We start from the raw sequence: 11,378 nt of genomic DNA on the forward strand, positions 1-11,378 counted from the left end.
TCGCCCGCCGGGCGAGAATCCTGGGGGTGGGAATCGAGCAGGTGTTGCCGCGGGCGTCGGCGAGCAGCCAGGGTGTGGCCGCGGCCGGGGTGTCGGCGTTGCTGGACCGGCTGGCCACCGCCGGGGTGGAGTGCCACTCGCTGATGGTGGTGCGGCACGGGCACGTCGTCGCGGAGGGCTGGTGGACGCCGTACTCGCCGGAGCGGCCGCACCTGCTGTACTCGCTGACCAAGTCGTTCGGCTCGATCGCGGTGGGGCTGGCGATCGAGTCGGGCCGGCTGCGGCTGGACGACCGGATCGTCGACGTGCTGCCCGACCACGTACCGGAGTCGGTGTCGCCGCGGGCCGCCCGGCTCACGGTGCACCACCTGCTGTCGATGGCGACCGGGCACCGTTCCGACACGCTGGAGACCGCCTGGGCGCTGGAGCCGGACGACCTCGTCCGCGGGTTCCTGCGGCTGCCGCCGGACGAGCCGGCCGGCGTGTGGCACGCGTACGACAACACCACCACGTACGTGCTGACCCGGATGGTCGAGCGGGCCCTCGGCCGCACCGTGCCGGACCTGCTGGCGGAGCGGGTGTTCGGCCCGATGGGCGTGACCGGCGTGGACTGGGAACGGCTCCGCGGCGGCGCGACGTTCGGCTTCCACGGCCTGTACCTGCCCACCGAGGCGATCGCGGCGTTCGGCGAGCTGCTGCTAAGGGGCGGCCGGTGGCGCGGTCGCCAGCTGGTACCGGCGGAGTGGGTCGCGCTCGCCACCCGGCGCCACATCGAGACCCGCCAGTTCGCCGACGGGGCCCGGGAGGCGGACTGGCTGGTGGGCTACGGATACCAGTTCTGGCGGTCCCGGCACGGCTACCGCGGCGACGGTGCGATGGGCCAGCTCTGCCTGGTGGTACCGGAGTCCGATCTGGTGGTGGCGGTCACCGCGGCGACCTGGCGGACCCAGGTCATCCTCGACGCCGTGTGGGACTGCCTGCTGCCGGCACTGGACGCCGGCAGCAGGCTGACCCTCGAACCCGGTTCGACACCCGGCGCGGGCCCCGGCTCGGCGCCGGGTGCGCCGGCGGGTCGGTCCGGGCCCGCGCCGGTGGCTCGGGCGGAGGGCGAGCTGGCCGACCGGCTGGCGCGGCTCACGCTGCGGCCGGCGTCCGGTGAGCACCACCCCGACCGCCGTGCCGCCGGGGCGGTCGTGGCCGACGAGGGCACGCCCGGACTCGGCCCGGCGGGGTCGGTACTGCCGGCGGGGTCGTCGATCGGGGTCGAACCGCGGCCCGGTGGCTGGACGATGCGGATCGACGCCGGTACCGAGGCGTTCGAGGTACCGGTCGGGCACGGCGACTGGTGGTCGAGTGCGCCGCTGGGTCGCCCGGTCGCGGCCGCGGGCGGGTGGCAGGGTCCGCTCTTCGTGGCCGACCTGGTCGTGGTCACCAGCCCCAGCCGGGTCCGGATCACGGTAGGCCGGGCCGGTGCGACCGTCGCATGGAACCTGGTACCGCTGGTCGGGCCGCCGCTGCTGCCGCAGTTGCGGTCCCCGCTGGTCACCCGCACGGACCGGTCCGGCGTACCCGACCTGCCGGCTACCCGGTAGCGCCGGATCGTCGGACCCGGCCGGTACGGTCGGCGGCATGGACGAGGAGGAGCGCAGCTTCGCCGACCAGGCGGAGTGGGCCGACTGGCTCGCGGCCGAGCACGAGACCGCGACCGGGGTGTGGATCCGGTTCGCGAAGAAGGCGACCGGTCGCCCCACGGTGCGCTACGACGAGGCGCTGGAGGAGGCGCTGCGGGTCGGCTGGATCGACGGCCAGGTGCGCCGCATCGACGACGAGGCGTACCGGCAGCGCTGGACCCCGCGCGGTCCGCGCAGCAAGTGGTCCAAGCGCAACCGCGCCAAGGCCGAGGCGCTGATCGAGGCGGGCCGGATGCTGCCGGCCGGGCAGCGCGCGATCGACGCCGCTCGTGCGGACGGCAGGTGGGACGCGGCGTACGACGGGCCGGCCGGCGCGACGATCCCGCCGGACCTGGCCGCCGCGTTCGAGCAGCAGCCGGCGGCCGCCGAGTTCTTCGCCACCCTCGACAGCCAGAACCGCTACGCGGTGCTGCACCGCATCCAGGACGCCAAACGACCCGAGACGCGGGCCCGCCGGGTCGAGAAGTTCGTCGCGATGCTCGCCGCCGGCGAGAAGCTCCACCCCTGACGGTGTGGATGCGTCGGGGCACCACTATGAGTCCGCGACATCGCACCGGAGCGTCTATGGTCAATGTTCTGACCAGCATGGTGTAATATTGTGACCATGACGATCGCAGCCACTCCCGTGCCTCTGTCAGAAGCCAAGGCCCACCTGTCTGAACTCGCCCGCCGGGTGCGTCAGGAGCACGAGCGCATCACCTTGACTCGCAACGGTGAGCCCGAGGCGGTGTTGCTGTCGACCGACGATCTCGAAGGGTTGGAGATGACCCTGGAGATTCTGGGCAACGCGAACGCGGCTGCGCGGATCTCCGAGAGCCTGGCTGAACTCGGCCGTGGAGACGATGGAGTGGATCTGGAAACGGTGCGTGCCGACCTGGCTCGCCGCCGGGCGACCGGCGCGTGACCTCCAACGAGCCGTACCAGGTTCGCTTCCAGTCTGCCGCTCGCCGCGCGATCAGCCAGCGTCTCCCCGAATCCGTGGCGGCAGCCGTGCTGGAGTTCTGCGCCGGGACTCTGGCTGCCAACCCATATCGGGTCGGCAGATGCCTGTTCGGACCGTTGACCGGATGTCATGGCGCCCGACGGGGCACCTACCGGATCATCTATCGCATCGAGGAAAACACCCACACCGTGCACGTCTTGGACGTGGACCACCGGGCAGACATCTACCGGTCTTCCTGACCTGGTGCCGTCTCAGCCCTGCGGGGCGCGAGCCGCGGCGACCTCCTCGTACAGCTCGATCAGCCGGCGCAACAGCACGTCCGGGGCGAACGCCGTCTGGTAGCGGTGCCGGGCCGCCGGCCGCAGCGGTGCCGCCCGCAGCCGGGCCATCGCGAGCGCCTCGGCCAGCGCGGCCGGGTCCGGCTCGACCACCCAGCCGGGCGCCGGGTCGGCCGGCTCGTGCGCCGGGTCGAGCCCGAGCAGGTACGGCGTGCCGCCGACGTTGGTGCCGAGCACCGGGCGGCCGCTGGCCAGCGCCTCCAGGATCACCGTCGGCAGCGCATCCGCGTACGTGGAGGGCACCACGACGACGCTCGCCGCGCGGATCAGCCCCGGGACCACCTCGGCGTGGTCGACCAGGCCGAGGTACTCGACGTCGGCGCGGGCGGCGGCGGCCGCCTCGACCCGGCCGCGGAGCGGACCGTCGCCGGCGATCCGCAACGTACCGGCGTCGCCGTCGGCGTGCCGCTGCCACGCGTCCAGGAGCAGGTCGACGCCCTTCTCGGGGGTGAGCCGGCCGAAGAACAGGAAGCCGTCGCCGGTGCGGTCGTCGAGCGGGCCGGGGTCCGGGATGCCGTTCGGCTTGATCGCGATCTGCCCGTCGGTGATGCCGAACGTCTTCAGGTGGTCGGCCAGGTGCGGCGCGAGCGCGACGTACCGGTCGACGCTGCGCCAGGTGGGCCGGTGTACGGCCAGCGTGGTCGCCATCACCGCCGACTGCGCGGTGGACCCCCGGTAGCAGGCGTGCCGGATCGCCGGCGTGGGGAAGCGCTTGCCGAGGCAGTCGTGGCACGGATGCCCGTCCCGGAAGTACGTCGCCGCCGCGCACACGTGCCGGTAGTTGTGCACCGTCTGCACGACCGGGACCCCGTGCCGGTGCGCGGTACGGACCACCCACGGGGACAGCAACGGGTACGGGTTGTGCAGGTGCAGCACGTCCGGCCGCTCGCGCCGGATCAGCCCGGCCAGCTCGCGCTGCGCGCCCGCGTTGTAGATCGGCGAGAACGGCAGCAACGCCTTGCGGGTGGCGGGCAGCGCGCCGATGTCGTCGGAGTGGCGCAGCAGCGGCAGCACGGTCACGCCGGCGGCGGTGAGCTGCCGCGACTCCGACTCGACGATCTCGTTCTCCCCGGACGGCTGCGCCGAAGAGTAGAGGTTGTGCGCGATGACAACCTTCATGCCGGTTTTCCCCTGCCCGCTGGCCGATCGGTACGGGACGCCGCTTTGGGCGCCGCCGCCCCCGTTGACGCCGGCGACGACCCGCGTCCCACCTCGGCTCAGACCCTACCGGCCCGTTTTGCCCGACCGGTTGGACGGCGCCGCGTAGACCTGCTGAACTGGACGGATGCCGGAGTTGCCGGAGGTCGCGGCGTTGGCCGCCTACCTCACCGAGCGCGCGGGCGGTCACCGGGTCGAGAGGGCCGACCCGGTCGCGTTCAGCGCGCTGAAGACCTACGACCCGCCGCTGTCGGCGCTGGTCGGCAGGGAGCTGCTCGATGCCGGCCGGCACGGGAAGTTCCTGGACGTGCGGTTCGCCGGCGAGCCGGTGCTGCACCTGGTCGTGCACCTGTCTCGGGCCGGCTGGCTGCACTACCGCGACGCGCTGCCGGCCACCCCGCCGCGCCCCGGCAAGGGGCCGATCGCCCTGCGGGTACGGATCGACGACGGGTCCGGGTTCGACCTGACCGAGGCCGGCACGCAGAAGCGGCTCGCCGCCTACGTCGTGACCGACCCGCTGGAGGTACCGGGGGTCGCGCGGCTCGGGCCGGACGCGCTGGAGGTCTCCCCGGAGCGGTTCGCCGAACTGCTGGGCGCCACGCACCGTCAGATCAAGGGCGTGCTCACCGATCAGCAGACGATCGCCGGCGTGGGCAACGCGTACTCGGACGAGATCCTGCACGCGGCGAAGCTGTCCCCGTTCGCGCTGTCCGACCGGCTCGACGAGGCGGCGGTCGCCCGGCTGTACGAGGCGCTGCGCGGGGTGCTGACCGACGCACTGAAACGAGCGGTAGGGCAACGCTCCGCAACCTTGAAGGCGGAAAAGCGATCTGGAATGGCAGTACACGGCCGGGCCGGACTTCCCTGCCCGGTTTGCGGTGATACTGTCCGTGAGGTGTCGTTCAGCGGCACCAGCCTTCAGTACTGTCCGACGTGCCAGACCTCCGGTCGGCCGCTGGCCGACCGCCGGATGTCCAGGTTGTTGAAGTGATCCGGTGAGCGAGGGGCGGCAGCGCCGCATTCGCCCGACCCGCTTCGGCGGACCGGGTCGGTTGCGGGGCTCGGACGGGTCACGGGGAGTGCACAGCACCACGTGGCACACTGATGGCCCTGACGATCACGGTGCGCGGGGTGCGGGAGGGCACACAGAGGTGACCACGAGCCTCGAAAGGCCGGACACCACACCAGGCCGAGCCAAGACGGAGCCCGCGCCGGTACGAGCGGCGCGGAAGATGTCACCGAACGGGCACGACAACAACGGCATCACCCGATCCTTCTGGCTGCGCGACCGCAAGCGCCGCCCGAGCTGGGACCGGACGTACGCGTTCGTGCTCGCCGCGGTGGAGCTGGTGCTGACCTCGCTCGGCGGCCTCACCTCGATCATGACGACCGAGTACCCGTGGCACGGCTTCAGCGACGGCTTCAGCGGCGACTACCCGCTGGCGATGTTCATCTGGGGCATGGTGGTCCTGCCGCTCGGCTGGTCCATCACGTTCTGGGGCAGCCGAGCCTACGAGCGCCGGTACCTCGGCATCGGGACCGAGGAGTTCAAGCGGGTCTTCCGGGCCGGGCTGATCGTCGTCGCGATCGTGTCGTTCGTCGTGATGGCGTTCAAGACCGACCTGTCCCGGCTGGCGGTCGGCACCGCGCTGCTCACCGCGTTCGGCTACGTGCTGTTCGCCCGTGCCGTCGCGCGCATCGTGCTGTACGTGATCCGCCGCCGCGGCGGCGCCTCCCAGCAGCTGTTGCTGGTCGGCACGCTGCCGGAGGCGATGGAGGTGTACCGGGCGATCACCCGCAACCCCAACGCCGGGCTGGTGCCGACCGGCATCTTCCTCACCGAGGGCCGGGCCGGGGCGCGCGGCGTCGAGGCGCCGGTCCCGCTGTACGCGGGGCGCGACCTGATCGAGGTGGTCGGTGAGATCGGTGCCGACACCATCGCGATGTGCGGGACGGCCCGGCAGGAGGAGGGCGGCCTGCGCAAGCTGGCCTGGCAGCTGGAGGGCACCGGCATCGACCTGGTGGTGGCGCCGCAGCTGACCGACGTCGCCGGCCCGCGGGTGCACATCCGGCCGGTCGAGGGTCTGCCGCTGCTGCACGTGGAAGAGCCGACGATCTCCGGCATCGGCTGGGTGGCGAAGAACATGCTGGACCGGGTCGCCTCGGCGCTCGGTCTGCTGCTGCTGACCCCGCTGTTCGCCGCGATCGCGATCGCGATCAAGATCTCCGACCCCGGCCCGGTGTTCTTCCGGCAGCCGCGGATCGGCCGCGAGGGCAACCAGTTCCAGGTGTGGAAGTTCCGCACCATGTACTGCGACGCGGAGGAGCGGCTCGCGCTGCTCGCCGACCAGAACGAGACCGACGGGCTGCTGTTCAAGATCCGCAACGATCCGCGGGTCATCCCGATCGGCCGGTTCCTCCGCCGCACCTCGCTGGACGAGCTGCCGCAGCTGATCAACGTGCTGTTCGGGGAGATGTCGCTGGTCGGCCCGCGGCCGCTGCCGGCGGAGGACGGCGACTTCCTCGGCGACGTGCGCCGCCGGCTGCTGGTGCGGCCCGGCATCACCGGGCTGTGGCAGGTGTCCGGCCGCTCCGACCTGTCCTGGGACGACGCGGTCCGGCTCGACCTGTACTACGTGGACAACTGGTCGCTCACCTTCGACCTGCTGATCCTCTGGCGCACCCTCGGCGTCGTGCTCGCTCGCCGTGGCGCCTACTGACCCACGGGAGAGCTCGGCCGAGGCGTGACCCCGCGGGAGACTTCGGCCGGGGCCGAAGGGTCCGCGCCCTAGCGTCGCGGTATGACCGAAGCACCCACCGCCGCCCCGGCGGCCCTCGAACCGCGCGCGACGCACCTGACCATCGAGCCGAGCATCCTGTACTTCGGCACCCCGGTGGTGCTGCTGTCCACCGAGAACGCGGACGGCACCGCCAACCTGGCGCCGCTGTCCTCGGCCTGGGCGCTCGGCCGTACCGTCGTGCTCGGGCTCGGTGCGGCCGGGCAGAGCGCCACCAACCTGGCGCAGCGCCCGGACCTGGTGGTCAACCTGCCCGACCCGGCGCTGTGGCAGGCGGTGGAACGGCTCGCCCCGCTCACCGGCCGCGACCCGGTGCCGGCGCACAAGGCCGACCGGTTCCGGTACGAGCCGGCCAAGTTCGCCGCCGCCGGCCTGACCCCGGCGCCGGCCGACCTGGTCGGCCCGCCGCGGGTCGCCGAGTGCCCGCTGCAGCTGGAGGCCCGGGCGACGCGGGTACGGCCGGCCGCGGACGGGTCGTTCGTCGTGGTCGAGGCCGACGTGCTGCGGGTGCACGCCGCGCCCGACATCGTCGTACCGGGCACCGACCACGTCGACCCGGCCCGGTGGCAGCCGTTGATCTACAACTTCCGGCACTACTTCGGCCTCGGCGCCGAGCTCGGGCACACCTTCCGGTCCGAGACGCCGCGCTGACCTGCGGCGCCCCGGGCCGGACCGCGGCGGCGTCGCACCGGCGTACCGCCTCGGCGGTGCCGGCCGGCGGCGAGAATGGCGGCATGGACGAACCCGGTGCGCAGATCCATGCCGAGCATCCGTACGCGACGCCGGCCGGGCAGCGCGATCCGCTGCGCCGGTTCCGGGGCCGGCTGGCGACGCCGGTGACGCTGTGGACCACCGGCACCGGACGCGACCGGGCCGGGCTGACCGTCGCGTCCACGCTGGTCGTCGACGGCGACCCGGCGCGGGTGGTCGGCATGATCGACCCGGACAGCGACCTCGCCGAGGCGATCGAGGCGACCGGCCGGTTCACGGTGCAGCTGCTCGGCGACCGGCACCGGGTACTGGCGGACCGCTTCGGCGGCCTCGCCCCGGCGCCGGGCGGGCTGTTCGCGCAGCAGGACTGGACGGACACCGAGTGGGGGCCGGTGCTCTCCGCGGGCACCAGCTGGCTCGGCTGCCGGTACGACGGGGCGGCGGACGTCGGCTGGAGCCTCCGGATCGACGCGATCGTGCAGCAGGTGACGCTGGCCGACGACGAGCCGATCCTGGTGTACCGCCGGGGCCGGTACCTGACCGTCGGTACACCCTGAGGCGGTGCCGGCCCGGGCGGGAAGAGTAGGCGAGAATGCGGGGGTCCTCCGAACATCGACGGTTTCCGGGACTTTGGTCCCTGCGGTCGACCGCTGCCCCTGATTAGGTTCGATTGCGTGCCCCCGCCGGCTCCCCGCGGCCGGTCGCCGGCACGGATCCGACGCACCAACGGGGGGACGCCCGCCGCTGCCGCGACGAGTGTGGGTGTGCCGACAGGTCGCCGCCAGGGCGGTCGGGTGGTCCGGGGGGACCGAGCACGGTGGGTCCCGGCCGCTCGGCGGCGACCGCCGCCCGCAGATTCGCAGCAACCTTGGAGATAGCGCTTGCCTCCCGCGTGTCTTGCCTCGTCAGGGTCATGATCGCGAGCTGCGGCAGGTGCCCGATCTGTCGGTACTGTCGTCGTGGCGCCATTCGTACCGGGCCAACTGCCCTTACGCTGGGTCCATGGCTTCCACTCCCCCGAACGCGCGCGGCTCCGCCCGGGTCCGCTCCGGCCGGACACCCGGCCGCGAGGGGATGTCGCACGGCACCGTGCCGCGCAGTTACCTGGGCGGGCAGTCCCGCCCCGCCCGTGGCTCGGCCCGACCGCGCAGCGAGGGCGGTGGACCCGGCGGGCCGGGCGGCCCGCGCCGACCCGGCGGTGGTGGCGGCGGTGGCGGCGGCAACCAGTACCGCGGCAAGCGACGGCCGCGCTGGGGCCGGCGCATCCTGGTGATCGTGCTGGCGCTGGTGGTGCTGGCCGGGATCGGCACCGTCGGCGTCTGGGCGTACGCGAGCTCGCTGGACGACAAGCTGCACCGGACCGACGCGTTCGCCGGGCTGACCGGCGGCCGGCCGGCGAAGAAGGTCGACGGCGCGCAGAACATCCTGATGCTCGGCAGCGACATGCGCACCAGCTGGGAGAAGAGCGGCGAGAAGCCGCGCACCGACACGATCATGCTGCTGCACATCGACGCCGACCACGACCACGCCTATCTGGTGTCCATCCCGCGTGACACCTGGGTGTACGTGCCGGAGATGAAGGGCGCCGACGGCGGCGGCACCAACGCGAAGATCAACGCGGCGTTCGCCTGGGGCGGCACCCCGCTGATGGTCAAGACGGTGGAGGGATTCACCGGGGTCCGGATCGACCACGTCGCGATCATGAACTTCCAGGGCTTCCAGGACGTCACCGACGCGCTCGGTGGGGTCCGGATGTACGTGGAGCAGACCATCACGTCGATCCACCCGCCGCACCGCAAGTTCACCAAGGGCTGGCACACCTTCAACGGCGCTCAGGCGCTCGACTACTGCCGCCAGCGCTACCAGTTCCCGACCGGTGACTTCGCCCGGCAGAAGCACCAGCAGCAGTTCCTCAAGGCGCTGCTGAACAAGGCGGCGAGCAGCGGCACGCTGTCCAACCCGAAGAAGCTGAACGACTTCCTGCAGGCGGTCGTCAAGGTGATCCAGGTGGACAAGAGCTTCCAGCTGGTCGACGAGGCGGTGCAGTTCCGCAACCTGCGCAGCAACGACATCACGTTCATGACCAGCCCGAACGACGGCACCGGCACGATGGACGGGCAGAGCGTGGTGCTGTCCAACAAGCAGAAGGCGTCCTCGCTGTACGACGCGGTCACCAACGACACCGTCGCCAAGTGGTTGAAGGAAAACCCGCAGAAGAAGTAACAAGTCGCACTTTGGATACGCAGCGCATCGGCCTCGGCACACAATGACTCGTGCCGGGGCCGACTGCCGCCCCGGCGACGGGGAGGCGGACCGTGGCCGAGGCGCGGACCGGCCGGGGCGGTCGGCGCAGGTCGCCGCTGTGGGCCCGGCTGATGGTGTGGGTGGGCGTGGTGCTCGTGGTGCTGTCCGCCGGCACGATGGCGGCCGGCGCCGTGCTGGAGCACCGGTACGACAGCAGCGTGCACCGGGCGGACCTGATCGACGGATCGGCCGGCCACGAGGTGATCGACGGCGCGTTCGACTACCTGCTGCTGGGCTCCGACAAGCGGCCCACCGACTCCACCGGCGACCCGGGCCGGTCCGACACGATCATGATCGCGCACGTCACCGCCGACCACCGGCACGCGTACCTGATCTCCATCCCGCGCGACCTGTGGGTACCGATCGACGACTGCGGCCAGGGCACCGGGTGCGAGGCGAAGATCAACGCCGCGTACGACTTCGGCGGGCCGAAGCTGACCGCCCGTACGGTGGAGCAGCTCACCGGCGTGGGGCTGGACGGCATGGTCATCGTCAGCTTCCGGGGATTCGACAAGGTGGTCGACGCGCTCGGCGGGATCCGGCTGTGCGTGGACGAGCGCACCAGGTCGATCCACACGGGACGGTTGTTCACCGTCGGGTGCCACCACTTCACCGGTGCCGAGGCGCTCGACTACGTGCGGCAACGCGAGGACCTGCCGGACGGTGACTACGGCCGGCAGCGGCACCAGCAGCAGCTGATCAAGGCGGCCGCCGCGCAGGCGGAGCACGAGGGCCTGCTGTCCAACCCGGCGAAGCTGGACCGGGTGGTCCGGGCGATCGGCGACGACCTGACCGTCGACACCAACGGCGTCGCACTGCCCGACCTGGTCTTCTCGCTGCGCCGCGTCTCCGGCTCGGACATCACCATGCTGCGGCTGCCCGAGATCGACGGGTACTCCTCGGACGGGCAGGCGATCCAGCAGCTCGACGACACCGGACGCAGCCTGTTCACCGCGATCCGCGAGGACGACCTCGACACCTGGGCGGCGGCCCACCCCACCCTGGTCAACAAGAACGCCACCTGACGGCGCGGTATACGTTTCGGGAGACGACCTTCAGGAGGGCTCCCATCGTGTTCGCACCAGAAGTTCCCACCGTGCCGGCGGCCGACGTCCCCCGCGGCGCGTACCTGCTCGACGTTCGGGAGGACGACGAGTGGGCCGCCGGGCACGCCCCGGGTGCCCACCATCTGCCGATGCAGGACGTGCCCGCGCGGATGGGCGAGGTGCCGATGGACGACGACGTGTACGTGATCTGCCGGTCCGGCGGCCGCTCCGCCCAGGTCACCGCGTACCTGCTGGGCAACGGGTTCGACCAGGTCCGCAACGTGGACGGCGGGATGCGCGCCTGGGCCGCCGCGGATCGCCCGCTGGAGGCTGACGGCGGCGAGTCGCCGCGCATCATCTGACCCGCGGCCGCCGACGGCCCGTCTGCC

At 72.3% G+C, this 11,378-nt stretch carries 12 protein-coding genes; 11 read left to right on the plus strand and 1 reads right to left on the minus strand.

Translation table 11 applies throughout. The annotated features are described in order from the left end of the window. The first annotated feature begins 26 nt into the window (after nt 1-26). The 4 genes from Asera_RS06340 (at nt 27) to Asera_RS06355 (ending at nt 2,873) form a co-directional block, all read left to right on the plus strand. Complete coding sequence (locus Asera_RS06340; RefSeq protein WP_244843759.1) at nt 27-1,592, plus strand: serine hydrolase domain-containing protein; 1,566 nt, start codon at nt 27-29, stop codon at nt 1,590-1,592. Nucleotides 1,593-1,629: 37 nt separating this feature from the next. Next, complete coding sequence (locus Asera_RS06345) at nt 1,630-2,199, plus strand: YdeI/OmpD-associated family protein (protein WP_030445402.1); 570 nt, start codon at nt 1,630-1,632, stop codon at nt 2,197-2,199. Nucleotides 2,200-2,295: 96 nt separating this feature from the next. After that, nucleotides 2,296-2,595 (plus strand): type II toxin-antitoxin system Phd/YefM family antitoxin, encoded by a 300-nt coding sequence (locus Asera_RS06350; RefSeq protein WP_030445403.1) that lies wholly within the window; start codon nt 2,296-2,298, stop codon nt 2,593-2,595. Then, complete coding sequence (locus Asera_RS06355; RefSeq protein WP_030445404.1) at nt 2,592-2,873, plus strand: type II toxin-antitoxin system RelE family toxin; 282 nt, start codon at nt 2,592-2,594, stop codon at nt 2,871-2,873. Before Asera_RS06350 ends, Asera_RS06355 begins: the two co-directional genes overlap by 4 nt. 12 nt (nt 2,874-2,885) lie before the next feature. On the opposite strand, the gene Asera_RS06360 is transcribed toward Asera_RS06355, so the two are convergent. After that, nucleotides 2,886-4,091, minus strand: coding sequence for a glycosyltransferase family 4 protein (locus Asera_RS06360; protein WP_030445405.1), 1,206 nt, complete (start codon nt 4,089-4,091; stop codon nt 2,886-2,888). Nucleotides 4,092-4,257: 166 nt separating this feature from the next. On the opposite strand from Asera_RS06360, the gene Asera_RS06365 reads away from it, so the two are divergent. From Asera_RS06365 to Asera_RS06395, 7 genes are all read left to right on the plus strand, one after another. Then, complete coding sequence (locus Asera_RS06365; protein WP_030445406.1) at nt 4,258-5,121, plus strand: Fpg/Nei family DNA glycosylase; 864 nt, start codon at nt 4,258-4,260, stop codon at nt 5,119-5,121. A 241-nt stretch (nt 5,122-5,362) separates the two neighbouring features. Then, entirely contained in the window at nt 5,363-6,850 is a 1,488-nt protein-coding gene (locus Asera_RS06370; RefSeq protein WP_084131086.1) for a sugar transferase, read from the plus strand. 81 nt (nt 6,851-6,931) lie between these two features. Further along, a complete protein-coding gene (locus Asera_RS06375) occupies nt 6,932-7,579 on the plus strand; it encodes a flavin reductase family protein (RefSeq protein ID WP_035295920.1) in 648 nt (215 codons plus the stop codon). 83 nt (nt 7,580-7,662) lie between these two features. Beyond that, nucleotides 7,663-8,196: a flavin reductase family protein gene (locus Asera_RS06380; protein WP_030445409.1), complete on the plus strand. Its 534-nt coding sequence runs from the start codon at nt 7,663-7,665 to the stop codon at nt 8,194-8,196. A gap of 445 nt (nt 8,197-8,641) precedes the next feature. Further along, the gene (locus Asera_RS06385) at nt 8,642-9,862 is read left to right on the plus strand and encodes an LCP family protein (protein ID WP_030445410.1); all 1,221 of its coding nucleotides are present in this window, start codon (nt 8,642-8,644) and stop codon (nt 9,860-9,862) included. 92 nt (nt 9,863-9,954) lie between these two features. Continuing rightward, nucleotides 9,955-10,968, plus strand: coding sequence for an LCP family protein (locus Asera_RS06390; RefSeq protein WP_051802000.1), 1,014 nt, complete (start codon nt 9,955-9,957; stop codon nt 10,966-10,968). Between the two features lie 47 nt (nt 10,969-11,015). After that, nucleotides 11,016-11,351, plus strand: coding sequence for a rhodanese-like domain-containing protein (locus Asera_RS06395; RefSeq protein WP_030445412.1), 336 nt, complete (start codon nt 11,016-11,018; stop codon nt 11,349-11,351). Nucleotides 11,352-11,378: the final 27 nt, after the last annotated feature.

This window comes from Actinocatenispora sera (assembly GCF_018324685.1).
Lineage (GTDB): Bacteria > Actinomycetota > Actinomycetes > Mycobacteriales > Micromonosporaceae > Actinocatenispora > Actinocatenispora sera.

Excerpts from the sequence above, each read along its gene's own strand:
- Asera_RS06345 (WP_030445402.1), top strand. The coding sequence starts at position 1,630 with ATGGACGAGGAGGAGCGCAGCTTCGCCGACCAGGCGGAGTGGGCCGAC.
- Asera_RS06365 (WP_030445406.1), top strand. The coding sequence starts at position 4,258 with ATGCCGGAGTTGCCGGAGGTCGCGGCGTTGGCCGCCTACCTCACCGAG.
- Asera_RS06385 (WP_030445410.1), top strand. The coding sequence starts at position 8,642 with ATGGCTTCCACTCCCCCGAACGCGCGCGGCTCCGCCCGGGTCCGCTCC.
- Asera_RS06375 (WP_035295920.1), top strand. The coding sequence starts at position 6,932 with ATGACCGAAGCACCCACCGCCGCCCCGGCGGCCCTCGAACCGCGCGCG.
- Asera_RS06360 (WP_030445405.1), bottom strand. The coding sequence starts at position 4,091 with ATGAAGGTTGTCATCGCGCACAACCTCTACTCTTCGGCGCAGCCGTCC.
- Asera_RS06370 (WP_084131086.1), top strand. The coding sequence starts at position 5,363 with ATGTCACCGAACGGGCACGACAACAACGGCATCACCCGATCCTTCTGG.
- Asera_RS06350 (WP_030445403.1), top strand. The coding sequence starts at position 2,296 with ATGACGATCGCAGCCACTCCCGTGCCTCTGTCAGAAGCCAAGGCCCAC.
- Asera_RS06380 (WP_030445409.1), top strand. The coding sequence starts at position 7,663 with ATGGACGAACCCGGTGCGCAGATCCATGCCGAGCATCCGTACGCGACG.